The following is a 23,205-nucleotide window of genomic DNA, read 5'->3' as shown; positions in this document are numbered from 1 at the left end:
TTTCGGACGACGAACAGCGCGCGTGGCGCTATTACATGGACGGCAGCCAACGCCTCATGGCCGCGCTCAACCGTGAACTGCAGGAAGCGCATCGACTCTCGTTCGCCGACTACCGCATTCTCGTGCTGCTCAGCGAGTCACCGGACGGCGCGTTGCGCATGAGCGATCTCGCCGACGGGGTGCTGTCGTCGCGCAGCAGGCTCACGCACCAGATCCGGCGGATGGAACGTGAGGACATGGTCGAGCGCGATTCGTGCGTCGAGGACGGCAGGGGAGTGCGCGCGCTCATCACCGAGGAGGGCAGGCGGCGCCTGGCGGAAGCCGCGCCGACCCATGTGCGTGGGGTGCGCACGTACCTGATCGACGTGCTCAACAAGAACCAGCTGCGCATGCTCGGCGACGTCTTCGAGCGGATCGACGCGGCGGTGGGCGAACGCTGACGCGGCGGCCCGGGTTCGCCGCCTCGTGTGCGCGGCGGTTACGATCGCGGTCTGGAAGCGTGGCAGAGCGGCCGAATGCACTCGCCTTGAAAGCGAGCGTACCGAGAGGTACCGGGGGTTCAAATCCCTCCGCTTCCGCCAACTCCCCGTGAGTACTTTGCGAGTCCAGGTACGCCTGAAACGCGCACAGCGGACGTCAGTGCCCGTCGTCGCGCCGCCGGTCCGTGTCGCCGAACGCGTCGCGCGGGGCGGGGTCGTCGAGCGGCCTCGGTCGCTCGTGCTCGTCGCGTGCGCGGATGACGCGGCCCAGCACCACGGCCACCGCGACGGAGAGAACCAGCCACCCGGCGATTCCCAGCGCGATCCACTGCATGACACCGATTATCCCCCGCGACGGCGATGCGGTGTCCACTTGCGTCCCCCGGAAGGTCCCGACCGTGCATCGGGCTTGTTCGGGAACCGGGCGCGACGAGGCAATTTGTGACCGGATCGAGTCTGCGCGCGCGTATTCGGGGACGGCTCACGAACGCCTCGGGCTGATCCGGCGGCAGCTGACCTGTACTGTGCAAGCGTCGTCAGGGGCCGCACCTACCGGGTCCATCGCCGTACACGTCAGGGAGAGAAGTCTGTTGAGAATGCGCCGATCGACGTGTACCGCCGCAGCGACGGCCTTGGTGCTGTCCCTTTCCGGGGCCGCCTACACCGCCACCGCGCAGCCCGCCGAGGCGCCGTCCGCATCGGACTCCGCGAAGCCCCGCACTGCCGCGAAGCCGCACATCGCGCGCATCGAAAAGCTCACGCCCACACGCACAGCGCTGTTCATCGAGTCCGTCGCGATGAAGCAGACGGTGCAGGTGCAGGTGCTGCACCCCGAGGGCAGCGCACCGCGTCCGTCGCTGTACCTGCTGGACGGTGTCGGAGCGGGCGAGGAATCGGATTACTCCGAAAGCACGTGGACGCTCAAGACGGACGCCGTCGACTTCTTCGCCGACAAGGACGTCAATGTCGTGATGCCGGTCGGCGGCACCGCCGGGTACTACACGGACTGGCTGCGTCCCGACCCCAAGCTCGGCCACTACCAATGGGAAACCTTCCTCACCGAGGAGTTGCCGCAGATCGTCGACGACGACTTCCACGGCAACGGCACGAACGCGGTGGCCGGCGTGTCGATGGGCGCCATGGGGGCGGCCAACCTCGCGACGCGCCACCCGTCGCTGTACGTCGGGCTCACGTCGTTCAGCGGTTGCCTCGACAACAGCGACCCGACTTCGCGCGACTCGGTGCGTGGCACCGTCGCCTACAAGGGCGGCGATCCCGCGAACATGTGGGGCGTCGACGGCGATCCTGCGTGGAACGCACACAACCCCACCGTCAATGCGGAAGCACTGCGCGGCAAGCAGGTCTACATCTCGACGGGCAACGGTGCGCCCGGTCCGTACGAGGCGGCGTCGGGCGGCGACGTGCTGTCGACGGTCGCCGTCGGTGGCCCGCTCGAAGCGGCGGCGAATGTGTGCACCAAGCTCTTCCAGTCCCGGCTCGACGAGCTCCGCATCCCCGCCACCGTCGTCTACCACCCGTACGGCACGCACTCGTGGCCGTACTGGCAGGACGAGATGCACCGTGCGTGGCCGGAAATTGCTGCGGCACTGAAGGTCTGACAAGTCAATCGATCAGCGTGATCCGGTCCCTCTCGGGCGGTCGGATCGGTGACGCCTTCGCGAGATAGTCGACGAACGCCGCGAGATCGGTTTCGGTGTTCGAATGATCAGTGGCGTAAGTGAATTCGGTGAACCCGTCGCCGCCGCGCGCGAGGAACCGGTTGATCGCGACGCGATAGGGCGCGTTCGGATCGATCTCGACGCCGTCGATCTCGACGTGGGAGATGCGCCCGCCGACCGGAGCGGATCGGTCGATCGAGTAGGTGAGCGAACGCGACGGCGCGAGGATGCGCTCGAGGAGCTGGCCGTCGTCGCGGGGCTGGAACTGCTGCTCGAGCACGCGCGTGAGCTGAGCCCCCGTCAGAGTGACGACGTCGAGGGGGTTGTCGAAGGGCTGCACGCGGTGCGCGGCTCCGTAGTCGACGATGCCGTCGGAGGACGGGGCGAGGTCGGCACGCAGACCGCCCGGGTTGGTGAGTGCGACCTGGGCGCCCAGCGCGTGCCCGGCGGCGAGTTGTGCGTCGGCCACCAGGTTGCCGAGCGCGGATTCGCCGGTCGACGACGGGGTACGCGTGATGGGCGATGCGGCGACGCCCACCGCCTGCCCACTGCGATCGGCCGTCATGCTCACGGCGCGGTCGGTGAGGGCGGCGGCCTCGACATCGGGTGAAATGTCGTGTGTGACTGTCTGATTGAAGCTCGTCGTCTGGTCGCGCACGATGTCGCGCGTCGCCCGGTCGAGCGTCACATCGGCCACCGAGATGCCGCGCCCCAGTGCGGCCGGGTTCATCACGGTGCGTGGATGGCCGTCCGGATCCGCGTAGGTGCAGTCGTAGCGATCGGCGTTGTCGGCGGTGAACACGATGTCGACGAGCGGCGACGCCTCGGTCGCGATCGTGTGGCCCGGCCCGGCGCGTTCGCCGCACGACGGCGCGTCGCCTGCCGCGTAGTCGTCGCCCTGGTGCAGCAACAGCACGATCGCGTGTACGCCGAGGAAGTCGAGCAGTCCCGCGGTGCGGTCGATGGTGGCGAGTTCGTCCGCGAAGCGCACCTGGTCGCGCACGCCGGGGCCGAGGGCGTCGCCGGTGTCGGCGGCGAGTGCGGACACGACACCCACCGGGATGCCGTCGACGTAATCGACCGAGAACGGCATCGTCGCGGGTATTCCGTTGGGCATCAGCATGTTCGACGACAGCAGTGGGAACTGCGCGCCGTCGAAGGTGGCGCCGAACCGGCACCCGTCGGACGGGTGACAGCCGCCGCTCTGCAGCCTGCGGAACTCGTCGATCCCCCGGTCGAGTTCGTGGTTGCCCACGCCCGATGCCGAGATGCCGAGGTGGTTGAGGAATTCGACGGTCGGCTCGTCGCGGAACATCGCAGATTCGAGTGGCGAGACTCCCCAGTTGTCGCCCACCGAGTACAGCAGCGAGTGTGCCGCCGAGTCGCGCAGTTGATCGACATACGCAGAGAGGTAGGCGGCGCCGCCCGCGGGGACGACCGCGCCGTTGGGTTCGGTGATCGCACTGCGGTCGCCGTCGGGCGGCGAGAGGGTGCCGTGCAGGTCGGCGATCGCGAGGAGCCGCACGGTCAGCTGGGAGTCCGACGCGGCGCGCTGGGGACCGGCCGCGGCGGGGCCTGCGGCGGCGAGCGTCAACAACGCGCATGCGGCGGTGGCGAGCGCGGCGCGGGCCGACAGGCGAACCCGTCGAACGCGGCCCCGACCGTGCACCCGTGCTCCCTTTCCACCCGCAGTAGCCGCCGTCTGCGGCGGACTCGACGAGTCTGGCAAGAAGAGGTCACGGTCCGTCTACCCACGCGTAACGGTCGGGTCTCGGTGCATCGACGCAGGTCACGGCTGCGGCGCAGGTCACAGTCGTGAGCACTGTGCGAGTCCCGGTACGCCTTTTTCGCGCACAGGGTCAGGCAGGCACTCCGGCGAGCGTGAGCGCCGCGTCGGTGCACGCGAACGCGACGAAGCGGTCGTTCTCGTGCGCGTCGCCCACCGTGACGCGCACCCCGTCGGTGCCGTACGGACGCAGCAGTAGTCCTTCTGCCTCCGCGGCAGCCGCATAGTCGGCCGAGCGGTCGCCGAGCGGCAGGTACACGAAGTTCGCGGCCGTCTGCGGCACGGTGTATCCGGCGGTCAGCAGGGCGTCGCGGACGCGGTCGCGTTCGGCGATCACGGCGTCGGTGCGGGCCAGCAACTCGTCCGTCGCCGCGAGCGACGCGAGCGCCGCGGCCTGCGCGAGGGTGCTGACCGCGAACGGGATGTGCACCTTGCCGAGAGTGGTCGCGATCGCCGGATCGGCGACGGCATAGCCGACGCGCACGCCGGCGAGGCCGTACGCCTTGGAGAACGTGCGCAGGACGACGACATTCGGGCGGTTGCGGAAGATCTCGATACCGTCGACGTCGGACCGGTTGTACTCGAAGTACGCCTCGTCGAGCGCCACGACGACGTGTTCGGGGACCTTCGCGAGGAAGTCGTCGATCTCGGCGCGCGTGAGGGACCGGCCCGTCGGGTTGTTCGGATTGCACACGAACACCACGCGGGTGCGGTCGGTGATCGCCGCCGCCATCGCGTCGAGGTCGTGCGCATAGTCGGCGGTGAGCGGCACCTTGACGGCCACCGCACCCGCGACCTGCGTCACCACCGGGTACGCCTCGAACGAGCGCCACGCGAACACGACCTCGTCGCCCGCATCGCACGTCGCCTGCACGAGTTCCTGGCACAGGCTCACCGAACCGCAGCCCACCGCGATGGTCGCGACGTCGACACCAAGGAAGTCGGCGAGCGCGGCCGGCAGCACCCGCGAGCCGTTGTCCGGGTACCGGTTGGCACCCGCCGCGGCGTCGGTGATCGCGTCGAGCACGCTGGGCAGCGGGCCGAGTGTCGTCTCGTTGCTCGCGAGCTTGATCGCGCCGGGAAAGTCACGTCCGGGGACGTAGGCGGGGATGGTCTCCAGATCGGGGCGCGTACGAGGAGTCACACGGCGATTATGCGCTCCGCCGCTGCACGCCCGGTGGGAGGCCTGTTCGAGACCTCCCAGGCAGTGGCGGTATCAGTGCGGTATCCGGTTGCGCGCAATCGGTGCGCGGCGCCCGCGGCCGGTGGCAGCATGAGTTTATGCCGGGGACCTTCACCGTGAATGTGCCGCTGCATCCGGAGAGTGCGGAGGCGGCGGTCGGCGACGCAGGCCGGATCCCGCTGACCGTCGCCGAGCCGGACGGCCGGCCGGTGCGGGGCGGCATCGTCGTGCTGCACGAGAGCCGCGCGTTCGGCGACGCGGTGCAGGACCTGCTGGGTTCGCTCGCCGCGGAGGGCTGGGTCGCCGTCGCGCCCGACCTGTTCCACAGCGCGAGTCCCACGGACGACGGCGTGTACGGCGACGACCTGTTCGCGGCCTTCGACGCGGCCTGCGCATGGGTGGCCGACCGGTACGGCATCGAGGCCGACCGCGTGGGTGTTCTCGGCTTCGACAACGCGGGTACCGGTGCGGTCACCGTCGCGGTGCATCGCCCGGTCGGGGCCGCGGTGAGCGTCGCCGCACGCGGCGTGCTCGAGCCGCTGTCGCCCGACGCGCCGCGTCTGGTCGATGCGGTGCGATCGCTGCGGTCGCCGTGGCTCGGCCTCTACGGCGACGACGACGCGGACTCGCCGCCCGATCACGTCGAGCAACTGCGCGATGCCGCGGCGGGGGCCGAGGTGGCCGCGCTCGTCGTGTCGTACCCGAGGCTGGTGCACCGGCGGTCGGAACCGTCGATCATCGCGGAACCGAACCCCGAGGACGAGACCGTCCTCGACGCGCAGGAACGCGTCTTCGAGTGGTTCGACGGCAACCTCCGCTGAGCACCCCGTTATGCGCTCTGACCACCCGTTTTGCCATTGGAGGGTAAACCTGTGTAATCTTTCCGCTCGGCGGTTCGAGAGAATCGAAACCCCCCAGGGAGGCGTGCCAGAGCGGCCGAATGGGACTCACTGCTAATGAGTTGTCCCCTTTGCGGGGGACCGGAGGTTCAAATCCTCTCGCCTCCGCCACGCCGGTCCAGCAATGGATCGGCGAGTGAAGAAAACTGAACACATGCGCCCGTAGCTCAACGGATAGAGCATCTGACTACGGATCAGAAGGTTAGGGGTTCGAATCCCTTCGGGCGCACATTCGAGAAGCCCCGGAGTTCGCGATATGCGATTCCGGGGCTTCTTCGTGCGTCGAACGGGCGGTTTTGCAGCCATCGCCCGAGTAGCTCTCTGCGAAACCGCCCGTTCGACGCGTCAGTGGCCTCGTCGCCGCCAGTGGACGCGGGCCGCAACAGCGCCGCCCCCGCCGATGCCCGGGGCTAACGTGGACGGCACGAGCCGGTGCGCACGCTGCTGGGAGGTGAGCGATGCTGCGCTTCGTCCCTGTCGGTGCCGTGGCGCTGGCGTTCATGGCGGCCTTGGTGGCAGCGCTCCTCGGCGGCTGGGGCTGGTGGCTCGTGGTCGCGGTGCTCGCATCGCTGCTCGCGGTGGGGGCGTACGACGTCGTGCAGACCCGGCACTCGGTGCTGCGGAACTATCCGGTGCTCGGGCACCTGCGATTCCTGCTCGAGCGGCTGCGTCCCGAGTTGCAGCAGTATTTCGTCGAGCGGGATGTCGACGGCCGCCCGTTCGATCGGGACGTCCGTACCGTCGTGTACGAGCGGGCGAAGAACATCCACGGCGAGCTGTCGTTCGGAACCGAACGCGACATAGGCGACGTCGGATACGAGTATCTCGTCCACTCGGCCGCACCCGTGCCGGAGCCCGACGACGCGCCGCGCGTCACGATCGGCGGCCCCGACTGCAGCAAGCCGTATTCGATGTCGCTGCTGAATGTGTCGTCGATGAGTTTCGGTGCGCTGTCGGGCAATGCGTTGCGCGCGCTCAACCGGGGCGCGGCGCTCGGCGGGTTCGCGCACGACACCGGGGAAGGCGGGCTGACGCCGCACCACCTCGACGGCGGCGGCGACATCGTGTGGGAGATCGGATCGGGTTATTTCGGCACCCGCACCGACGACGGCCGCTTCGATCCCGCGGTGTTCGAGTACAAGTCGGCGCACGAGCACGTCAAGGCGATCTCGATCAAACTCAGTCAGGGCGCGAAACCCGGAGTCGGCGGCGTTCTTCCGGCCGCGAAGGTGAGCGACGAGATCGCACGCTATCGCGGCGTACCCGCGCACGAGAAATGTGTCAGTCCCGCAGCGCATTCCGCATTCCACACACCGCGCGAGCTCGTGAGGTTCGTCGCGCGCTTGCGCGAGCTGTCCACCGGCAAGCCGGTCGGTTTCAAACTGTGTGTCGGCTCGCGCGTCGAATTCCTCGCGATCTGCAAAGCGATGCTCGAGGAAGGCACGACACCGGATTTCGTGATCGTCGACGGCGCGGAGGGCGGTACGGCCGCCGCGCCCCTCGAATACGAGGACAATGTGGGCCTGCCGCTCACCGACGGCCTCATGACGGTGCACAACGCGCTTGTCGCGACCGGTCTACGCGACCGCATCACGATCGGTGCGAGCGGCAAGGTGGCCACCGGCACGGACATCGTCAAACGGCTGATCCAGGGCGCCGACTACACCAACTCGGCCCGCGCGATGATGATGGCCGTCGGCTGCATCCAGGCGCAACGGTGCCACACCAACACGTGCCCGGTGGGCGTCGCGACGCAGGACCCGCGGCGCGCCCGCGCCCTCGACGTCGACGACAAGTCGGTCCGCGCGTACCGGTACCACGAGAACACGGTGCGTCAGGCGGTGCAGATCATGGCGTCGATGGGCGTGAGCGATCCCGCGACGCTGACGACGGACATGCTGCGCAAGAAGATCGACCCGACGACCATCCGCTCCTACACCGAACTCTACGAATGGCTCGAGCCCGGCGCCCTGCTGGCCGACCCACCCGCGAGTTGGCAAGCCGACTGGCTTGCCGCGTCGCCCGACTCGTTCCGGCCGGGTGCCGTGTAGTGGGCCGGTTTCGCGAGATCGTCCGTCGGGTACCTCCCCGAGCGTTCCAGCCCACCCGCAGTTCCAACCCACCGCACTCGCATGCCGTGCCAGTATCGAGAGCGGAGACGGGAGAGACATGCTGCGAATCCCCCAGGGCCGAGTGCCCCTGATGCGACTTCCCGGAGTGTATCGGCCGCAAGACGATACGCAGCTGATGCGCGACGCGATCTCGGCGCATTCGGTGCCACCCGATGCCCGCGTGATCGACCTGTGCACCGGGACCGGCGCGTTGGCGATCCATGCCGCCCAGTGCGGCGCCGAGAGTGTGACGGCCGTCGACGTCTCGCGCCGGGCGGTGGCGACGGCACGCCTCAACGCGCGCCTCGCGAACACGTCGATCGACGTCCGGCGTGGCGATCTCACCGAACCCGTCGCGGGTAACCGCTACCACCTCGTCGTCTCCAATCCGCCTTATGTGCCCGCGGTGCGCGACCGCCTGCCTGCAGCCGGCAGGCAGCGGGCGTGGGACGCGGGCGTGGACGGCCGTGCCCTGCTCGATCGGGTGTGTGCTGCCGCGGCCGACCTGCTCGAACCCGGCGGCACGGTCCTCGTCGCGCAGTCGGCGCTCAGTGACGTCGAGAAGACCCTGGTGATGCTCGAGGAGCACGGCCTGCGTGCCGACGTCCGGTTGCGCCGCGAGATCCCGTTCGGACCGGTGCTGTCGAGCAGGAGAGGAATGCTCGAGAACCGTGGATTCCTCGACGCCGGCCAGACGACCGAGGAGATCGTGGTGGTCGGCGGGGTGCGTCCGGCATGAGCCCGCAGCGCGACTGCCGCCGTGTGCGACTGGTTCCCGGTGGACCGGCGCTCATCGACGGGCCGGTCGAGATCGTCACCGAGGACGGCGCCACGGTCCGCTCGGACCGGTTCACCGTCGCGATGTGCCGCTGCAAGCGCAGCGGCATCTATCCGTTGTGCGACACGAGTCATCGTCGACGGAAGCCGGTGGAGCGCAGCGAGGGCGGCTAGCGTTCACACGCCGACCGGCGCAGGGAGAAGGGAACTTTCGGCGCGCCGCCAGCTGCCGATCAGCCGATCGGCGAGCCGTTGCTCGAGCAGTTCGGTTGCCTCGATCCCGAATACGACGTCCGGCTCGAGATGCGGCTCGCGCGCGAGCAGATCTCCGACGACGTCATGTCGCACGATCTGCTCGTGCACCGCGTCGGCTTCGACGTGTTCGGCGTAGAAGTGCACGCATGCGTCGGGTGCCGACATGCGTTGCAGCGCTTCGACCATCGTGCGTGATCCGGGCGACGACGTGGTCTCGACGTCGGCGAAATGCCCGACGAGAGCGCCGCGCAGCGACCGGTGCAGTCCGCACATCGACATGAAGTTCACGATCGCGAGCGGCTCGGCCGGCACCCGGTCGAGATAGGCGAGGTAGCCGTCGTCGAGGCCGGCCGCGGCCATGAGGTCGGCGAACAGCTGCGCGTGCATGCGGTCGCCGCGGCCGCCGCCGAACTCGTCGAACTCGACAGCCACCATCGCGGCCTTGGCATTGCCTTGCAGGCGTGGGATGACCCACGCGTGCGGATCGGCCTCCTTGAGGTGGTACAGCGAACGGTGCGCGAACGTCTCGCGCATCTGCTCCCACGTGCCCTCGGCGCGCAGATGACCGCCCAGCCCGCCCGGTGACGGGGACACGTAGGTGAGCGCGGCGAGCGCGGCGTCGGCGTCCCTGCCGCCGGGCACGTGCGCGCGCAGGTCCTCCAGGAACGCCTGTTCCAGGTGGTGCCGGAATGCGAGCAGTGCCGGGGCCCACTCCCACGCGTCGTCGACGTCGGTGAAACCGCGGTAGTGCAGCTCGTACGCGCAGTACAACGCCGAATGCAGGTCCTCGGGGTCGAGCGCACCACGCTCGACGACCCGCACGTCCGGCCCGGGAGATGCCTCCGGGGATCGGCGCAGCGCGTCGAACAGCGCCTCGCCTGCCGGCCCGCGCGCGGAGGGCAACGGCACGGACACGGCGCTCACGTCACCCCTCCTCGCCCCGCGGGTTGGGGGCATCGTCGCGCTCGGCGTCGACCTCCACGGTGACGTCGGGGGAGTCCGGCGTGTACACGATCGTCGACGCGCGCTTGCGGCGTCGTCCGTCGACGAACACGGCGATCGTGACCACTGCGAACACGAGTGTGACGATTCCCGCGATCAGGCTCCACCCCTCGTAACCGCCCGCGAGGGCGACGAGGAAGACGCCCGCCGCCGCGACGGTGACGAGCACGAGCACGAGCGTCAGGAAGCTCTCCGCGGCCTTGGCGCGGCCGCGTTCTCCTCGGTCCGTCATGGGGACTCCTTTCGTGCCGTGTGGTGCGCAGGAGGCGATTTCGATCAGTCGGGGGTGCCTTCGGTGTCGTCGAAGAAGGACCAGCCGCTGTCCCCTCCGGCCGCATCGTCGCTGCGGACTTCCATGCGCCAGCCGAGTTCGGTGTTGTCGGCGCGGACGTCGACGAACCAGGCGTGCGCGTCCTCGGCGCTGGTGATCTCGCGTGTCTCGACGACCGTTCCGGTCGGATCGATCACTCGGTATTCGGCCATCACTACCTCCTCGATGGGTGGTTGTCGTGCCGGCGCGGCGGTGTGGATCGCCGTGCACCCTCCAGTGTGCCCCGGATCCGGCTCGCCGTGGGCCGGGCGCACGCGAATGTCGGCAGCCGCTATGTGCTTTCGCGTCCGTCGGCGATGTCCGTCGCATCGGGCGCGAGCGCCGAGCGCATCTCGGACAGCGACGACCGCAACTCGCGCGAGATCTGCATCTGCGAGCATCCGACGCGTTTCGCGATCTGCGACTGGGTCAGATCCTCGACGAATCGGAGGTACACGATCTTCTTGCGTTGCGGCGTGAGCGTGCGGATCGCGTGCTGCAGCATGACGCGCGATTCGGCGTCGATCGTGTCGTGCGCGTCGTCCGCGATCGTGTCGCCCACCGGGGTCGGCGAATCGACGTGTGCGGGGGTGTCGAGCGACTCGACGCGGTACGTGTCGCACGCCAGCAGCAGGTCCGACGTCTCGTCGTGCGGCATGCCGAGGTGCTCGGCGAGCTCGGAGACGCGCGGCGCGCGGCCGAGCTCGTTGCACAGCGTGTCGACGGCCCGGCCGACTCGCGCGTGCATGTCGCGCACGTGCCGGCTGACGTGCACGGGCCAGGTGCAGTCCCGGAAGAACCTGCGGATCTCGCCGCGGATGGTGGGGACCGCGTACGCGACGAAGGGGGTGCCCTGGCTCGTGTCGAACCGGAGCACCGCCTGCACGAGGCCCAGATAGGCGACCTGACGCAGTTCCTCGGCCGACTGGCCGCGTCCCGCGTATCCCATCGCGATGCGGTCGGACAGCGGCAGGGCGCACTCGACGGCGTTCCGGAACGCGGCGCTGCCGAGCCGGTGCTCACGAGGTACCGCGGCCAGAGCTTCCAGAGCGGCGTCGATGACGGCACCCTCCTCGTCGTGGCGCCGTCCGCGCGGCGCTGCCAGGGTGACACCACGTGTCGTATCGGCCACAGGCTCACTCCTTCCGTTGCGGGTGTGTCGGAAGAGAACAGCTGTCGTCTCGCGTGGTAGCAGGCCCGATCAACGGCCTCCGTTCCGACGGTAGACCGCTCGTGGGCGCCCGTGGGGTGGCGCAGGCGAGCCCGCTAGGGTTGCCGCATTGTGGTGGCTCTGCTGGTGGCGTTGCTCGGCTTCGCATTCCTCGATTCGCTCGATGTGCTGCTGGTCGGCGTCACGGTCGCGGTCGTGTACGACGCCCGCGCGGCGCGCCGTTCCGCGGTGCCGCGTGCTCTCGCGTTCCTCGGCGGCGTGTTCGTCTCCACCACGACCTTCGGCATCCTCACGGTGCTCGGTCTCGGGTTCCTGTCCGACTGGTTCGGCTTCACGCTCACCGACGCGACCCGCTATCGCGGTGAGCTCGCGATCGGCGTGGTGCTCGTGGTGCTCGCGTTGCTGCCGTCCGGCAGCCGGACGCCACCGGAATGGGCGACGCGGATGCGCTCGAAGCCGTGGGTGCTCGCGGCCGCGGGCGCGGTCATCGGCATCGTGCAGGCGCCGACGGCGGTGCCTTATCTGGCGGGCCTCGCGTTGCTGTCGACTCAGCGACCGGTGCTGTGGCCACTGATCGTCGTCGTGTACTGCGCTCTCGCGCTGATTCCGCCGGTCCTCGTCCTCGTGTTGTCGACGCGGCGCACGCGCGGCGCGGTGCGCCGCTATCTCGCGGTGGTGCGCGTGTTCACGCGGTACGGCCCGCGGGCGGTGCGTGTGATCTTCTTTGTGATCGGCGCGCTGCTCGTCGTCGACGCGCTCGTCCACCACACCGCCGTGTGGTGACCTTCGGAGCTGACGACGGGCGCCGCGCGCGACACGCGGGTTCGTAACGGTGCGGGCGCAGGCGGCGTGTCGCCGGAAGCATTCCGGTCACGAGCGCTCGACGCGAAACACGCATGTAGCGGCGGGTTTCCGGTGCTCCATGACGGCCGCCGCGTGGCGCCGGCGAGTGCGCAACGGTACGGTAACGAAAGGGTGTCGGCCCAACTCTGTGAATGTTGACAGTCCTTGCGTGTGCCCCTCGGCGATCGGCGTGCGGACGTGTTCAATCTGTGGTCGGGGTGGGAATCGAAGTCCGAAGCGGGGAGCAAACCGAACCGGGTGCCGGTGTCCGCGATCTCGTGCGGCCGCCGCGCCTTTGCGGAGGAATCGTCGAATGTCTTTGTCAGTATCGGTACGGCCGCGTCCGTCCACGTACGCCGAACGGTCGTTCACTTCTCGCGGGCGGTGGTCGTCGTGATGAGCACCGCGATAGCCGTGAGCCTCACGGTGGGCACCTTGGTCATGGCTGTCGCGACGCTGGTCGCCACGCCGCGTGGGCGCTGGAGCGCCGGCGAAGCGGCGGCGCGGGCCGACGGCACCACGGGCCCGATCTTCCAGTCGGTGTGCGTGATGGACACCCGCGAGCTCGAGATGCTCGTCGAATCGCTGTTCGCCCGCGAACGCGAGCTGAGGGCGAGCGATCAGGTGGAGGCAGCCCGCGAGGTCGGCGTCCACAAGTTCATCTGCATTTCCGAACTGCGCTCGCGTCGCGCCTGACGCCCACGCACCGGCGCCGTCCTCGACGGGGACGGCGCCGCCTTGTGAGAAGTCACGAGTGCCCGTTTACGGCACGATCACCGCGCGACCACGCAGCTCGTTCGCCGAGAGCCTGCGATACGCCTCCGGGGCGTCGTCCAGCGAGAACGTCTCGGTCGCGACGTCGAGAACGCCCTCGTGGGCGAGTGCGATCAGCTCGATCAGCTCGGGCCTGCTGCCCCAGTACGGGGTGCGCGCGGCCACCTCGTAGGGCTGTCCGAAGAAGCCGATCCGGGCGTGTGCGACGCCGTCGCCGATACCCACGATCGTGACGTCGCCCTGCGTGCCCACGACGCCGAGCGCGGTGTCGATCGTGGGCTGGTAGCCGACGAAGTCGAACACCGCGCGTGCACCCGCCGGGCCGGTGATCTTGCGGACCGCCTCGACCGCATTGGCGTCGGACAACACTGCCTCGTGTGCGCCCACCGACTTCGCGAACTCGAGCTTCTCCTCGGTGACGTCGAGCGCGATCACCCGCGCGGGCGTCAGATGGCGCAGCAACTGGATCGCGACGTGGCCGAGGCCGCCGGAGCCGATCACGACGACGTCGGTGCCCGCCACGATCTTCGGCAGCGACAGCTTGATCGCGTGGTACGGCGTCAGGCCCGCGTCGGTGAGCGGCACCGTCGCGACCGGGTCGAGGTCGCCGATCGGCACGAGATGCCGAGGCGAGTCGACGATCATGTACTCGGCCATCGCGCCGGGCGAGCCCAGGCCGGGCGGGTAGATGCCCAGGTCCGCCGCGCGCGAGCAGTAGTTCTCGAGGCCCTGGGCGCAGAACCAGCACGTGCCGCAGCCCCACGGTCCGTAGACGACGACATTCGCACCCACCTCGATGCCCGCGACGCCCTCGGTGCCCTCACCGAGTTCGACGACCCGCCCGGCGCCTTCGTGGCCCAGTGTCATCGGGAGCGGATACGGGAACTGGCCTTCCGGCGCCTTGAGGACGAAGTCGTCGGAATGGCACGCGCCGGCGGCGGTGACCTGCAGCAGCACCTGGCCCGGTCCGGGCTTCGGCTTGTCGATCTCCACGATCTCCGGGGGCTCGCCCACCTTGCGGTACTGCAGTGCCTTCATGCTCAGCCCTTCCCGTTCGGGGATCCTGTCCCGATCACGGATACCCCCCAGGTCTGCAGTTCATGCGTCGGCTGCTTCTCCGGTGCCGCGCACGGCGGCCTCGACGCGATCGGCGGCGCCCTGCGGCGCCTCGTGCTCCCACACGCGGACGACCTGCCAGCCCTGCTCACGCAGCCGCGCATCCGTGTCGCGGTCGCGCGTGACATTCGCCGCGAGCTTGTCGGTCCACCACTGCGCGTTGTTCTTGGGGTGCGTCGCGTGCTGCGGGCAGCTGTGCCAGAAACAGCCGTCGACGAACACCGCGACCTTGCGTCCGGGGAAGACGACGTCCGCGCGCCTGCGCACACCCCGGATCGGCGCGCGGTCGACGAAATAGCGCAGCCCCCGGCGGTGCAGTTCGCGGCGGAGGGCGACCTCGGGCGCGGTGTCGCGGCGGCGCTGACGCGCCATGCGCGCGCTCGTGGCGGGGTCGGTGGACGGCATGCGGCGCCCCCGCTACGCGGCCGCTTCCGGGAAGCCGCCCATCCGCGCGAGGTGGCTCTCGACGTCGTCGATGAAGCCGGGCGCGAAACGGAGATTGCCCATGCGGGCGCGCTTGAGGAAGCCGGCCGTCGCGCGCGCCGACAGCAGTCGCGCATCCCCGAGGAAACCCGCGAGGTCTTCGTACGGTTCCTGCACGGGCCACGTCGACGTGTGCACGCGGAAGGCGACCCGGTCGCGGCCCCACGCCGCGCTCGGCCACGGATCGCCCGGCGCGAGCGGCGACTGGTAGTCGGCGGTGAACTCGCGCGGCGCGTCGAGCCGCGAACCCACCCAGCTCGCCATGCGCACGCTCACGGCGTTGCCCACGAGCTTCCAGCGGTGCCCCGCGCGCAGGCCGCCGTCGGTGGTCGCGGGCAGCGTCCATTCGGGGTCGAAGCCCTGCAGCCGCTCGGCGCCGACAATGCCGGGAGTGACGATCTCGCCCGACGGCAGACGCACCGCGGGCGGGCTCGCGATGCCGACCGACGAACCGCCTTTGAGGGTCGGGACGGCGTTGACGGCCCAGCCGAGCCCGCGGGTGCCCTCGGTCCAGTAGAAGCCGCACGGGTGATCGGCGGCGTCGCCCTCGGGCCGTTCCCCCGCGTCCTCGCCGAACAGCACCGTGCGCGGATCGTCGGTGCGCGACGCGAGCATCAGCACCCGCTGACGCCGCTGCGGCAGGCCGAACGCGCGCGCGTCGACCACCCGGTACGCCCACGCGTAGCCGAGGTCTTCCAGCGCGGACGTGATGTGCCGCATCGCCGCGCCGCGGCCGAGTTGCAGCATGAACGGCACGTTCTCGATCAGCAGCCAGCGCGGGCCCTTCTTGCGCCGCACGAGCCGGAACACCTCGTCGACGAGGCTCGAGCGCGTGCCCGTGATGCCCGCGGTGCGGCCCGCCTGCGACAGGTCCTGGCACGGGAACCCGGCCGCGACCAGGTCGATCGAGCCGGGCAGCGACCGCAGCCGCGTCACATCGGTGTGCAGGGGGGTGTCGGCGAACCGGTTGCGCAGCACCGCCTGCGCGCCGGGGTCGATCTCGCACAGCAGTTCCGTGGTCCACCCGTGGTCGCGGAGGCCGAGCTCGAGTCCGCCGATGCCGGCGAACAAGCCCACCATGCTCCCGGTCGACGTCACGGCACCCTCTCTCACGAACCGATGGGCCATTCCCCAATCGGGAATTGAACGTTACTCGAGAATCGGGCCGTTCCCGACCACGACCCGCGACGCGGCGGGCACCGATCGCCGGATTGTCCGGATGTGAAAAGCTCGTCCGGCGGTCGACCTGCGTGGGAGGACGCGGGACAGGAGGGAAACGCCAGTGGATCAGCTTCTCGTGGTGATCGGGCTCATGCTCGTCACGGTGCTCGTCGTCGGTCTCGGCGACCGGTTCGACGTGCCGTGGCCGGTGCTGCTCACGCTCGTCGCGGGCGCCGCGGCGTTCCTGCCGGGCATCCCGCACGTCGCCCTCGAACCCGAGCTGATCCTCCCGATCTTCCTGCCGCCGCTGTTGTGGGCGCTCGCGCGCCGCACGTCGTGGTCGATGTTCCGCGCGCACTGGCAGGTCATCGCATTCCACTCCATCGGTCTCGTCGTGCTCACCACGGTCGCCGTCACGTGGACCGCGTGGATCCTGCTGCCCGGCATCGCCGTGGCCGCCGCGATCGCGATCGGCGCGATGGCCGCACCGCCCGACCCGGTCGCCGTCGAGGCCGTCGCCGAGCCCGTCGGCATCCCGCGCCGCATCGTCAGCGCACTGCAGACCGAAGGCCTGTTCAACGACGCGGCCGCGCTCGTCGCATTCCAGGCGGCGATCGCCGCAACCGTCGCAGGCCGCGACGTCGACTACGGGCTCGAAGGGCTCGAGTTCCTCTACACCGCGGGCGCCGCGGTCGTGCTGGGCTTCGTCGCGGGCTGGCTCGCGAACTGGGTCACCGTGCACATCGTCGACGGCATCGGCCGGGCCGGCTTCACGCTCGTCGTGCCGTTCGTCGTCTACCTGCTCGCCGAGGAGATCCACGCGTCGGGCGTCATCGCGGTCGTCATCGCGGCGGTGCAGGTCGCGTCGTCCGAGGCGGCGCTCGACCCCGAGGACCGGCTCGCGTCGTCGTCCTTCTGGGGTGTCGCCGAACTGATGGTGACGGGGCTCGCGTTCGGGCTCATCGGCCTCGACTTCCGGCAGATCATCGAGGATGCGGGCGCCGACGTGTGGACCATGGTCTGGCACGGCGTGATCGTCGGGCTCGTGCTGCTGGCCGTGCGATTCGTGTGGATGTGGCTCACGAGCGTGTACCTGCGCAAACGCGGCGACGGCACCGCGGCGCCCGCGTCGATGCGGGAGGTGGTCGTGATGACGTGGTGCGGCATGCGCGGTCTCGTCACGCTGGCGCTCGCGCTCAGCCTCCCCGCGGATTTCCCGTACCGGTCGGAGGCGGTGGTGATCGCGGCGATGGTGCTCGTGATGAGCATGATCCTGCCGGGCCTGACGCTGCCGTGGCTCGTGCGCACACTCGGCGTCTCCGATGTCGCCGACGCCGAGGCGAAGGCCGAGGCGGGCCTCGCGCACCGGGCCCGCACCGCCGCCCTCGGCGTCGTCGCGGGCGCGTCGGATTCGCTGCCGCCCGAGGTCGTCACGCGCGTGCGCGCGCTGTACGAGCGGATGACCGACGAAGACCACGTCGCGCACGGCGACCCCGAGGGAAGGGCGGGCGATCACACCCAGGAGTACAACGAGCACGTGCAGGCGCTCGTGCGCAGGCGCCGCGAGATGCTCGAACTCCAGCAGTCCGCGCTCGAAGCGGCACGGGCCGAGGTGGTGCGGGCCCGCAGCGAACGCGGCCAGGATCCGCAGGTGGCCGATCGCGTCCTGGAACGGCTCGACCGCCTCGCGTCCGCGAACGACACCTTCACGGCGCGGCACTGACGACACACGTGCCTGTATCGGCGGCCCGGCCCCACGCACGGGCTCGGGTTCGCATACCGTAGAGCAGGTGAGCATCCCAGCCCCCGGTGCCCCGAACTTTCCCGCCGTCCTGACCTGGCGGGCCCACACGGTGCCGCGTATGGAGTCGGTCCGCGTCCAGCTCGTCGGCAAGCGCATCAAAGCCGCGGGCCGCATCATCGGTGCCGAGAGCAGCGAGCACCCCGCGTTCAGCGCGTCCTACGACCTGGTCACCGACGAGGCGGGCGTCACGCGCAGGCTCTCGTTGCGGCTCGCCGTCGCGGCGGGCGAACGGCAGATGTCGATCAGCCGCGACGAAGAGGGCACGTGGATGGTCGAGAACGGCGCCAACCACCAGCGCTCACGGTTCGACGGCGCGCTCGACGTCGACGTCGTGCTCAGCCCGTTGTTCAACACGCTGCCCATCCGGCGCCTCGGCCTGCACGAGCAGTCCGAGGACGTCCAGGTGCCCGTCGTCTACGTCAACCTGCTCGACCTGCGCGTCGAGGGTGCAGCGCTCACCTACAGCAGCGGCGCCGACGGCATCCACGTCCTGTCGCCCGTGTCGAGTTCGTCGGTCACGGTCGACTCGGCGGGCTTCGTCGTCGACTACCCGGGCTTGGCCCAGCGCATCTGACCCCACCGGTCCGCGAATCACCTCGGCCGGTGACGCGGCCCCGGTAGTCTCGTGGCGATGAGCGGATCGTCACGTGCGCGCGGAGGCAAGCCCGATCGCGGAGACAAGCCCGATTTCGAGATGGCGACGCCCGAGCAGATCGACGTCACGCCCGAGATCGACGAGATCGGCGAGCTGCTGCGCAAGAAGGGCCCGAAACGTTCCGACGACGGGCCCGAAGCGCCGTGGCGGCAGGGCTATCCGTACGACACCAGGATGAGCAGGCGCCAGTACGAGCGGCGCAAGCGCGCATTGCAGATCGAGATGCTCAAGCTGCAGGCGTGGGTCAAGGAGCACGGCGAGAAGATCGTCCTGATCTTCGAAGGTCGCGACGCGGCGGGCAAGGGCGGTGCCATCAAGAGGTTCACCGAGCATCTCAATCCCCGCGGTGCGCGCGTCGTCGCGCTCGAGAAGCCCACCGAACGCGAACGCACCCAGTGGTACTTCCAGCGATACGTCGCGCACCTGCCCGCAGCCGGGGAGATCGTGTTGATGGACCGCTCGTGGTACAACCGGGCAGGCGTCGAACGCGTCATGGGTTACTGCACACCCAGCGAATATCTCGAATTCACGCGCTCGGCACCGGAGTTCGAGCGCATGCTCGTCAACTCCGGCATCCACCTGATCAAGTTCTGGTTCTCGGTGGGCCGCGAAGAACAGCATGCGCGTTTCCTCGCGCGCAGCACCGATCCCGTCAAGCAGTGGAAGCTCTCGCCCACCGACCTCGCGTCGCTCGACAAGTGGGACGAGTACACCGACGCCAAGGACGCGATGCTGTTCTACACCGACACCCCCCATGCGCCGTGGACGATCGTGAAGTCCAACGACAAGAAGCGGTCCCGGCTCGAGGCGATGCGCTGGGTGCTCGACCAGTTCGCCTACACCAACAAGGATCAGCGCGTGGTCGGCACGCCCGATCCGCTCATCATCGGCTCACCCGACACCGTCTACGACGAGGGCGAGCGGCCGATGAACCGGTTCCCCGACCTGTCGCTCGAGGTACGCAGGCACGCCGGATCCTGACGGGAACGGCCTCGTTCACAGGCGGCGGATGCGCCCGCCGCGCCTGCCTGCATCCTGGAGTCGCTTGGCCCAGTCGTCGCTGCCGGGTTCGATGCCGACGATCTCCCAGTGGGTCTGTTCGTCGTAGCGCCCTCGGGCGGCGTGCCCGGCGTCGACCAGATCGGCGACGCTGGCCTCGGCGTCGAGACTCGCGCGGGTGGCGGTGAGCAGCGCGAGTGCTTCGTCGAGCGCCACGAGCAGGGCGTCCCTGTTCCCCTCGCACATCGCGCGCACGAGGGTCGGCGAGCTGCCGGCGACACGGGTGCCGTCGCGGAACGAGCCCGCCGCGAGGCCGAGTGCCAGCGGGCCGCCCGCGTCGCCCGTCACGGCGAGGGTCTCGGCCAGCAGGTGTGGCAGGTGCGAGATGCGGGCGACGACGCTGTCGTGTTCGACCGGTTCGGCGGGCACGACGACGGCGCCGCAGTCGAGGGCGAGTTGCGCGACCTGCCGCCAGATGTGCGGGTCGACGTCGTGCCGCGTGTCGACCACCCACACGGCCTCGCGGAACAGGTTGACCGACCCGACGGTCCAGCCCGACGCGGACGTCCCCGCCATCGGATGCCCGCCGACATATTTCGGCGACATGCCGTGCGCGGAAACTGCTTCGAGCACTGCCGCTTTCACGCTCACGACGTCGGTGATGGGGCAGCTGGGCGCGTACTCGGCGATGGCGTCGAGGGTCGCGTCGACCGCGGGCATCGGCACGGCGATCACGATGAGCGCAGACTCCGCTTCGGCGCGCCCGAGCACGGCCCTCAGGTCGGTGCTCGCATCGAATCCGTCCTCACGTGCGGCCGCCGCGGTGGCGTCCGAACGGTTGTAGCCCCAGCCCTTTCGCCCGGCGCGGACCGCGGCGCGCAGTAGTGATCCGCCGATCAGGCCGAGTCCGAGGACGCAGACGGGAGGGGTGGTGGAAGCGACGGAACGCGGATTCGACACGGCTTCAGGTTGACACATTCGGTGATCGACTTCATCAACTGCCGTCCCGGCGGCTACCGTTGCGCCCATGAGTGCACAACGGGCGGGTCGCGAAGACGAACTGGACGGGTTCGCGGTCGCAGTCGTGTTCGAGGACAGCCGCTGGAAGGTCAAGGCTCTCGGTGCCCGTGCGCTGGACGGTCTGGAGAACGCCGAACGCGAACTGCTGGGCCTGCGCAGCCCGGGGGCATTCTTCGGCCTGCTCGACGTCGACGAGGAGTTCTTCGTCATCGTGCGCCCTGCTCCCGGAGGCACGCGGCTGCTGTTGTCGGACGCCACGGCGGCCGTCGACTACGACATCGCCGCGGACGTCCTCGAACGCCTCAACGTCGACATCCCCGATCTGGACCCGGACGAGATCGACGACACCGAGCCGTGGGAGGAAGGCGACCTGACCATCCTCGCCGACCTCGGCCTGCCGGAGCCCGTGCTCGCGGTCATCGTCGGCGACACCGATCTGTACCCCGACGAGCAGTTCTCCATGATCGCGCAGCGGCTCGGGTTCGACGCCGAACTGTCGGCCGTGCTCGACGCGCAGGAGTGAGGTCGGCGCGCCGATGAGCCGCGACGACGAGCGCATGATCCGTGCCGCGATCGCTGCCGCGCGCACCGCCGACGACGCCGACGTCCCCGTCGGGGCGGTCGTGTTCGACGAGTTCGGCACCGAACTCGCCCGCGCCGCGAACGCTCGCGAACAGTACGGCGATCCCACCGCGCACGCCGAGATCCTCGCGCTGCGGGAGGCTGCGCGTCGTCACGGCGACGGGTGGCGTCTGGAAAACGCGACCCTCGCCGTCACTCTCGAGCCGTGCACGATGTGCGCGGGCGCCCTCGTCCTCGCGCGCGTCGACCGCGTCGTGTTCGGGGCGTGGGAGCCGAAGACGGGGGCCGTCGGGTCGCTGTGGGACGTCGTGCGCGACCGGCGGCTCGTGCACCGGCCCAAGGTCCGCGGCGGCGTCCTCGAAGACGAGTGCGCCGCGCTGCTCGAAGAGTTCTTCTGGAGCCATCGGGGCGCGTGAGTTTCGTGCACGTCTGCGCGGATCGTGGTTGCCTGGAAAGTGGCCACCGACGATCCGTCGACATGCCACCGACGATCAGGAGGACTCGTATGGGACTCGACGACAAGGCGCAGAACAAGGCCGACGACGTGGCGGGCAAGGCCAAGGAGGCCGTCGGCAGCGCAACGGACGACAAAGACCTCGAGAACGAGGGCAAGGGCGACCAGGTGAAGTCGTCGGTGAAGGATGCCGGCGAGAAGATCAAGGACGCTGCACGCGACGCCAAGGACAAGCTGTCCTGACCCGCTCCCAGGCCCTCTGACCAGCCGATTTCGAGGAACGGCCTGCCACCTGGTAATTTTTGTTGCGGTGGCGTGTCCGAGCGGCCTAAGGAGCACGCCTCGAAAGCGTGTGACGGGTAACCCCCGTCCGAGGGTTCGAATCCCTCCGCCACCGCCAAGAGTCCCTCACCTGTTTCGGCAGGTGGGGGACTTTTCTTTGTGCACGCCCCCTCGTGAGCACTTTGCGAGTCCAGGTACGCCGGTTTCACGCACGGTGGCCGGCGTCGCTGAGCACCCACCAGAAGGAGTGGCATCACTGTGGAAGGGTGACGCAGTGCTGCACACCGTCCTCACCCTCTTGTTCTTCCTGTCGGCAGGTGTGTCCGCGTTGGCCGCCTACACGGGCATGAGGGGGTGGGCCACGTGCCCGGACAAGGGTTATCGCACACCGGCGAGGGTCCGGGACGATCCCGAGCTCGCGAGGGCCGCCAACCGGCTCGTCGCCCACTGGTGCGCCGTCTCCTCGGTGATGGCCCTGGTCCCGGCGTTCACGTTTCTCGCCCAGGACCTGTCAGCGTTCTCCACCGACCCCAGTACGCGAATGCTCGTCGCCACGGCCGGGTACGCACTGGTGGTCACCGCGGTCGGCGGGTATCCGTTCGCGCGCATCCGCCGGTGGTGACTGCGACCCACTCCTCGTGAGCACTTTGCGAGTCCAGGTACGCCGGTTTCGCGCACGGTGCTACCCGCCGCCGGTTCCGAGGATCTCACCGGTGCGTGCGTCCACGCGGTAGGTGACGTCGATGCCGTCGTCGCGTATCAGCTCCACCTGCCAGACGACTACGCCGGAGTGGTCGGTGTCGATCTCCATCTCGTCGAATTGCGCGCCGGGCTCCCGCTCGCCCGCGGCGCGCAGCGCGTCGGCCGCGTCGACGGTGGCGGAATCGAGCTTCGCGATGTCGTCGCTGGGGTTGTCCACCTGTCGCTGCGAACGCACGTTCTCGCCGTCGGCGTCGACCAACACCTGGAACTCGTCGGCTCCCGACGCGACCGCAGTGTCGAACACCGATTCGGTGCCCTCCTCCTCCCGTTCGAGATCGAACGGACGCCCCTCGGACACCGCGCCCGCCGCGGTGCGCAGTGCGGCGATCGCGTCGTCGACGGAGGTGCCGTCGTTCGGGATGGCAGCGGTGCTCGACGTGGGGGTACCGGCCCCCGACGGGGCGCCGGGTTTCGTGCCGGACAGCGTGCCACCGGTCGAATCGGAGCTGTCGTCACCGCACGCCACGAGTGCGAGCAGCGCGCACCCGGCGACCACGATGCTCGCCGACGACCGCTTGACCCTCATGTGTCCTCCCACGTGTTTCTCGGACGGGTACCCGGAAAGTCGGGAGTGAATCGGCCGACTTCCGAACCCGCAACACCCGGCCGTCCACATGT

At 69.5% G+C, this 23,205-nt stretch carries 27 protein-coding genes and 4 tRNA genes; 19 read left to right on the top strand and 12 right to left on the bottom strand.

Translation table 11 applies throughout. The features are described 5' to 3' along the window. Window positions 1–35: 35 nt before the first annotated feature. Window positions 36–440: a MarR family transcriptional regulator gene (locus HCA44_RS12305; RefSeq protein ID WP_169648895.1), complete on the top strand. Its 405-nt coding sequence runs from the start codon at window positions 36–38 to the stop codon at window positions 438–440. A gap of 53 nt (window positions 441–493) precedes the next feature. Beyond that, window positions 494–581, top strand: a tRNA-Ser gene (locus HCA44_RS12300). A gap of 55 nt (window positions 582–636) precedes the next feature. Here the strand turns inward: HCA44_RS12300 and HCA44_RS12295 are convergent. After that, the gene (locus tag HCA44_RS12295; RefSeq protein WP_169648838.1) at window positions 637–813 is read right to left on the bottom strand and encodes a hypothetical protein; all 177 of its coding nucleotides are present in this window, start codon (window positions 811–813) and stop codon (window positions 637–639) included. 262 nt (window positions 814–1,075) lie between these two features. Between HCA44_RS12295 and HCA44_RS12290 the strand changes: the two genes are divergently transcribed. Then, window positions 1,076–2,098, top strand: a complete 1,023-nt coding sequence (locus HCA44_RS12290; protein WP_169648837.1) for an alpha/beta hydrolase family protein — start codon at window positions 1,076–1,078, stop codon at window positions 2,096–2,098. Window positions 2,099–2,102: 4 nt separating this feature from the next. Here the strand turns inward: HCA44_RS12290 and HCA44_RS12285 are convergent, their stop codons facing one another. Then, window positions 2,103–3,827: a bifunctional UDP-sugar hydrolase/5'-nucleotidase gene (locus HCA44_RS12285; protein ID WP_346764692.1), complete on the bottom strand. Its 1,725-nt coding sequence runs from the start codon at window positions 3,825–3,827 to the stop codon at window positions 2,103–2,105. A 190-nt stretch (window positions 3,828–4,017) separates the two neighbouring features. Continuing rightward, window positions 4,018–5,088, bottom strand: coding sequence for a histidinol-phosphate transaminase (hisC, locus tag HCA44_RS12280; RefSeq protein WP_169648836.1), 1,071 nt, complete (start codon window positions 5,086–5,088; stop codon window positions 4,018–4,020). A 137-nt stretch (window positions 5,089–5,225) separates the two neighbouring features. Between hisC and HCA44_RS12275 the strand changes: the two genes are divergently transcribed. From HCA44_RS12275 to HCA44_RS12250, 6 genes are all read left to right on the top strand, one after another. Continuing rightward, window positions 5,226–5,948 carry a dienelactone hydrolase family protein gene (locus HCA44_RS12275; RefSeq protein ID WP_169648835.1) on the top strand — a complete coding sequence of 241 codons (723 nt, stop codon included), beginning with the start codon at window positions 5,226–5,228 and terminating at the stop codon, window positions 5,946–5,948. A 97-nt stretch (window positions 5,949–6,045) separates the two neighbouring features. Next, window positions 6,046–6,137 (top strand) — tRNA-Ser (locus tag HCA44_RS12270). A 45-nt stretch (window positions 6,138–6,182) separates the two neighbouring features. Then, window positions 6,183–6,255: transfer RNA gene (locus HCA44_RS12265), tRNA-Arg, on the top strand. A 229-nt stretch (window positions 6,256–6,484) separates the two neighbouring features. After that, window positions 6,485–8,077, top strand: coding sequence for an FMN-binding glutamate synthase family protein (locus HCA44_RS12260; protein ID WP_169648834.1), 1,593 nt, complete (start codon window positions 6,485–6,487; stop codon window positions 8,075–8,077). A gap of 118 nt (window positions 8,078–8,195) precedes the next feature. Further along, entirely contained in the window at window positions 8,196–8,876 is a 681-nt protein-coding gene (locus HCA44_RS12255) for a HemK2/MTQ2 family protein methyltransferase (RefSeq protein WP_169648833.1), read from the top strand. Beyond that, complete coding sequence (locus HCA44_RS12250; RefSeq protein WP_169648832.1) at window positions 8,873–9,088, top strand: CDGSH iron-sulfur domain-containing protein; 216 nt, start codon at window positions 8,873–8,875, stop codon at window positions 9,086–9,088. Before HCA44_RS12255 ends, HCA44_RS12250 begins: the two co-directional genes overlap by 4 nt. A gap of 3 nt (window positions 9,089–9,091) precedes the next feature. Here HCA44_RS12250 and HCA44_RS12245 read toward each other — a convergent pair whose 3' ends face one another. The 4 genes from HCA44_RS12245 to HCA44_RS12230 form a co-directional block, all read right to left on the bottom strand. Then, window positions 9,092–10,093, bottom strand: coding sequence for an iron-containing redox enzyme family protein (locus tag HCA44_RS12245; protein ID WP_346764691.1), 1,002 nt, complete (start codon window positions 10,091–10,093; stop codon window positions 9,092–9,094). 1 nt (window position 10,094) lies between these two features. Next, window positions 10,095–10,403 (bottom strand): hypothetical protein, encoded by a 309-nt coding sequence (locus tag HCA44_RS12240; RefSeq protein ID WP_169648830.1) that lies wholly within the window; start codon window positions 10,401–10,403, stop codon window positions 10,095–10,097. A gap of 44 nt (window positions 10,404–10,447) precedes the next feature. Further along, complete coding sequence (locus tag HCA44_RS12235; RefSeq protein WP_169648829.1) at window positions 10,448–10,654, bottom strand: hypothetical protein; 207 nt, start codon at window positions 10,652–10,654, stop codon at window positions 10,448–10,450. Window positions 10,655–10,773: 119 nt separating this feature from the next. Then, window positions 10,774–11,613 carry a sigma-70 family RNA polymerase sigma factor gene (locus HCA44_RS12230; RefSeq protein WP_169648828.1) on the bottom strand — a complete coding sequence of 280 codons (840 nt, stop codon included), beginning with the start codon at window positions 11,611–11,613 and terminating at the stop codon, window positions 10,774–10,776. A 150-nt stretch (window positions 11,614–11,763) separates the two neighbouring features. On the opposite strand from HCA44_RS12230, the gene HCA44_RS12225 reads away from it, so the two are divergent. Then, entirely contained in the window at window positions 11,764–12,435 is a 672-nt protein-coding gene (locus tag HCA44_RS12225; RefSeq protein WP_169648827.1) for a GAP family protein, read from the top strand. A 456-nt stretch (window positions 12,436–12,891) separates the two neighbouring features. Further along, window positions 12,892–13,191, top strand: coding sequence for a hypothetical protein (locus HCA44_RS12220; RefSeq protein ID WP_169648826.1), 300 nt, complete (start codon window positions 12,892–12,894; stop codon window positions 13,189–13,191). A 66-nt stretch (window positions 13,192–13,257) separates the two neighbouring features. Here the strand turns inward: HCA44_RS12220 and HCA44_RS12215 are convergent, their stop codons facing one another. Genes HCA44_RS12215 through dcm form a run of 3 tightly spaced genes read right to left on the bottom strand, consistent with a single transcriptional unit; the run spans window position 13,258 to window position 15,948 of the window. After that, entirely contained in the window at window positions 13,258–14,307 is a 1,050-nt protein-coding gene (locus HCA44_RS12215) for an NAD(P)-dependent alcohol dehydrogenase (protein ID WP_169648825.1), read from the bottom strand. A 60-nt stretch (window positions 14,308–14,367) separates the two neighbouring features. Then, complete coding sequence (locus tag HCA44_RS12210; protein ID WP_169648824.1) at window positions 14,368–14,790, bottom strand: very short patch repair endonuclease; 423 nt, start codon at window positions 14,788–14,790, stop codon at window positions 14,368–14,370. A 12-nt stretch (window positions 14,791–14,802) separates the two neighbouring features. Then, window positions 14,803–15,948: a DNA (cytosine-5-)-methyltransferase gene (gene dcm / locus HCA44_RS12205; protein WP_169648893.1), complete on the bottom strand. Its 1,146-nt coding sequence runs from the start codon at window positions 15,946–15,948 to the stop codon at window positions 14,803–14,805. A 202-nt stretch (window positions 15,949–16,150) separates the two neighbouring features. Here dcm and HCA44_RS12200 point away from each other — a divergent pair, with 202 nt between their 5' ends. The 3 genes from HCA44_RS12200 (at window position 16,151) to ppk2 (ending at window position 19,469) form a co-directional block, all read left to right on the top strand. Further along, complete coding sequence (locus HCA44_RS12200; protein WP_169648823.1) at window positions 16,151–17,752, top strand: sodium:proton antiporter; 1,602 nt, start codon at window positions 16,151–16,153, stop codon at window positions 17,750–17,752. A gap of 67 nt (window positions 17,753–17,819) precedes the next feature. Continuing rightward, window positions 17,820–18,407 carry a putative glycolipid-binding domain-containing protein gene (locus tag HCA44_RS12195; RefSeq protein ID WP_169648822.1) on the top strand — a complete coding sequence of 196 codons (588 nt, stop codon included), beginning with the start codon at window positions 17,820–17,822 and terminating at the stop codon, window positions 18,405–18,407. Between the two features lie 57 nt (window positions 18,408–18,464). Next, the gene (ppk2, locus tag HCA44_RS12190) at window positions 18,465–19,469 is read left to right on the top strand and encodes a polyphosphate kinase 2 (RefSeq protein ID WP_169648821.1); all 1,005 of its coding nucleotides are present in this window, start codon (window positions 18,465–18,467) and stop codon (window positions 19,467–19,469) included. Between the two features lie 15 nt (window positions 19,470–19,484). Here ppk2 and HCA44_RS12185 read toward each other — a convergent pair whose 3' ends face one another. After that, complete coding sequence (locus HCA44_RS12185; RefSeq protein WP_169648820.1) at window positions 19,485–20,465, bottom strand: prephenate dehydrogenase; 981 nt, start codon at window positions 20,463–20,465, stop codon at window positions 19,485–19,487. Between the two features lie 49 nt (window positions 20,466–20,514). Here HCA44_RS12185 and HCA44_RS12180 point away from each other — a divergent pair, with 49 nt between their 5' ends. The 5 genes from HCA44_RS12180 to HCA44_RS12160 all read left to right on the top strand — a co-directional run bounded on the left by HCA44_RS12180 (window position 20,515) and on the right by HCA44_RS12160 (window position 22,447). Beyond that, complete coding sequence (locus HCA44_RS12180; protein WP_169648819.1) at window positions 20,515–21,030, top strand: tRNA adenosine deaminase-associated protein; 516 nt, start codon at window positions 20,515–20,517, stop codon at window positions 21,028–21,030. Between the two features lie 13 nt (window positions 21,031–21,043). Next, complete coding sequence (locus tag HCA44_RS12175) at window positions 21,044–21,505, top strand: nucleoside deaminase (protein WP_169648818.1); 462 nt, start codon at window positions 21,044–21,046, stop codon at window positions 21,503–21,505. Window positions 21,506–21,594: 89 nt separating this feature from the next. Next, window positions 21,595–21,786, top strand: coding sequence for a CsbD family protein (locus tag HCA44_RS12170; RefSeq protein WP_169648817.1), 192 nt, complete (start codon window positions 21,595–21,597; stop codon window positions 21,784–21,786). 66 nt (window positions 21,787–21,852) lie between these two features. Continuing rightward, a tRNA-Ser gene (locus HCA44_RS12165) sits at window positions 21,853–21,943 on the top strand. A gap of 156 nt (window positions 21,944–22,099) precedes the next feature. Beyond that, window positions 22,100–22,447 (top strand): hypothetical protein, encoded by a 348-nt coding sequence (locus HCA44_RS12160; protein WP_206038036.1) that lies wholly within the window; start codon window positions 22,100–22,102, stop codon window positions 22,445–22,447. A gap of 60 nt (window positions 22,448–22,507) precedes the next feature. On the opposite strand, the gene HCA44_RS12155 is transcribed toward HCA44_RS12160, so the two are convergent. Continuing rightward, window positions 22,508–23,113 (bottom strand): PepSY domain-containing protein, encoded by a 606-nt coding sequence (locus HCA44_RS12155; protein ID WP_169648815.1) that lies wholly within the window; start codon window positions 23,111–23,113, stop codon window positions 22,508–22,510. Between the last annotated feature and the right edge of the window lie 92 nt (window positions 23,114–23,205).

The organism is Rhodococcus sp. HNM0569 (genome assembly GCF_012726205.1).
In the GTDB taxonomy this organism is placed as follows: domain Bacteria; phylum Actinomycetota; class Actinomycetes; order Mycobacteriales; family Mycobacteriaceae; genus Rhodococcus_F.
The sequence above is the reverse complement of the archived record's forward strand: the minus strand, read 5'-3'. Positions and strand labels throughout refer to the sequence as shown.

What these genes read in the sequence shown, in the direction of transcription:
- HCA44_RS12155 (WP_169648815.1), bottom strand. Translation starts at nt 23,113, where the DNA reads ATGAGGGTCAAGCGGTCGTCGGCGAGCATCGTGGTCGCCGGGTGCGCG.
- HCA44_RS12180 (WP_169648819.1), top strand. Translation starts at nt 20,515, where the DNA reads ATGAGTGCACAACGGGCGGGTCGCGAAGACGAACTGGACGGGTTCGCG.
- HCA44_RS12210 (WP_169648824.1), bottom strand. Translation starts at nt 14,790, where the DNA reads ATGCCGTCCACCGACCCCGCCACGAGCGCGCGCATGGCGCGTCAGCGC.
- HCA44_RS12250 (WP_169648832.1), top strand. Translation starts at nt 8,873, where the DNA reads ATGAGCCCGCAGCGCGACTGCCGCCGTGTGCGACTGGTTCCCGGTGGA.
- HCA44_RS12185 (WP_169648820.1), bottom strand. Translation starts at nt 20,465, where the DNA reads ATGTGTCAACCTGAAGCCGTGTCGAATCCGCGTTCCGTCGCTTCCACC.
- HCA44_RS12175 (WP_169648818.1), top strand. Translation starts at nt 21,044, where the DNA reads ATGAGCCGCGACGACGAGCGCATGATCCGTGCCGCGATCGCTGCCGCG.
- HCA44_RS12220 (WP_169648826.1), top strand. Translation starts at nt 12,892, where the DNA reads ATGAGCACCGCGATAGCCGTGAGCCTCACGGTGGGCACCTTGGTCATG.
- HCA44_RS12255 (WP_169648833.1), top strand. Translation starts at nt 8,196, where the DNA reads ATGCTGCGAATCCCCCAGGGCCGAGTGCCCCTGATGCGACTTCCCGGA.
- HCA44_RS12170 (WP_169648817.1), top strand. Translation starts at nt 21,595, where the DNA reads ATGGGACTCGACGACAAGGCGCAGAACAAGGCCGACGACGTGGCGGGC.
- HCA44_RS12275 (WP_169648835.1), top strand. Translation starts at nt 5,226, where the DNA reads ATGCCGGGGACCTTCACCGTGAATGTGCCGCTGCATCCGGAGAGTGCG.
- HCA44_RS12240 (WP_169648830.1), bottom strand. Translation starts at nt 10,403, where the DNA reads ATGACGGACCGAGGAGAACGCGGCCGCGCCAAGGCCGCGGAGAGCTTC.
- ppk2 (WP_169648821.1), top strand. Translation starts at nt 18,465, where the DNA reads ATGAGCGGATCGTCACGTGCGCGCGGAGGCAAGCCCGATCGCGGAGAC.
- HCA44_RS12235 (WP_169648829.1), bottom strand. Translation starts at nt 10,654, where the DNA reads ATGGCCGAATACCGAGTGATCGATCCGACCGGAACGGTCGTCGAGACA.
- dcm (WP_169648893.1), bottom strand. Translation starts at nt 15,948, where the DNA reads ATGGTGGGCTTGTTCGCCGGCATCGGCGGACTCGAGCTCGGCCTCCGC.
- HCA44_RS12295 (WP_169648838.1), bottom strand. Translation starts at nt 813, where the DNA reads ATGCAGTGGATCGCGCTGGGAATCGCCGGGTGGCTGGTTCTCTCCGTC.
- HCA44_RS12305 (WP_169648895.1), top strand. Translation starts at nt 36, where the DNA reads ATGGACGGCAGCCAACGCCTCATGGCCGCGCTCAACCGTGAACTGCAG.
- HCA44_RS12260 (WP_169648834.1), top strand. Translation starts at nt 6,485, where the DNA reads ATGCTGCGCTTCGTCCCTGTCGGTGCCGTGGCGCTGGCGTTCATGGCG.
- HCA44_RS12290 (WP_169648837.1), top strand. Translation starts at nt 1,076, where the DNA reads ATGCGCCGATCGACGTGTACCGCCGCAGCGACGGCCTTGGTGCTGTCC.
- HCA44_RS12215 (WP_169648825.1), bottom strand. Translation starts at nt 14,307, where the DNA reads ATGAAGGCACTGCAGTACCGCAAGGTGGGCGAGCCCCCGGAGATCGTG.